Origin of the sequence: Falsihalocynthiibacter sp. S25ZX9, from assembly GCF_041205405.1 — a bacterium.
GTDB lineage: Bacteria > Pseudomonadota > Alphaproteobacteria > Rhodobacterales > Rhodobacteraceae > Falsihalocynthiibacter > Falsihalocynthiibacter arcticus.
In genome coordinates this window covers 1-396 of the sequence record NZ_JBGFCD010000084.1, presented here as the reverse complement: position 1 = coordinate 396, position 396 = coordinate 1, and the positions used below count along the sequence as shown (strand labels likewise).

Here is a 396-nt window from a genome sequence, read left to right as displayed (position 1 = left end):
GTCTTCGCCTTCAAGAACTTGAACAACAATTGGCTCGGAGATCATGAATTCACAAAGTTCGCCAAAGAAAGGACGCTCGGAGTGCACGCCATAGAATGTTTCTGCTTTAGCAAGTGTCATTTGAATGCGCTTGGATGCAACGATGCGCAGGCCGGCTTCTTCGAATTTTGCTGCAATTGCGCCTGTAAGGTTGCGTTTTGTAGCGTCTGGTTTGATGATAGAGAAAGAGCGTTGAACAGCCATGATGGGCTCCTATCGGTTTGTACAATCAGGCAAAAGCCAGCGAAAATATCGCCGCTCTGCTAGCATGCCCTTTCTCGGTTGAAAAGCGGCGATTGACCGCGCCCTCACAATGAGGCAAACCCCGCCCATGTTGAAAATTTCTGATATATCTTA

Annotated in this window: 1 protein-coding gene; it reads right to left on the bottom strand. The window is 48.0% G+C overall.

Going from position 1 to position 396, the window contains the following annotated elements; translation table 11 throughout:
* On the bottom strand, positions 1–243 hold a 243-nt coding region (locus tag AB9F29_RS21380; RefSeq protein WP_369757185.1), incomplete at its 3' end, for a nucleoside-diphosphate kinase.
* Positions 244–396 lie beyond the last annotated feature (153 nt).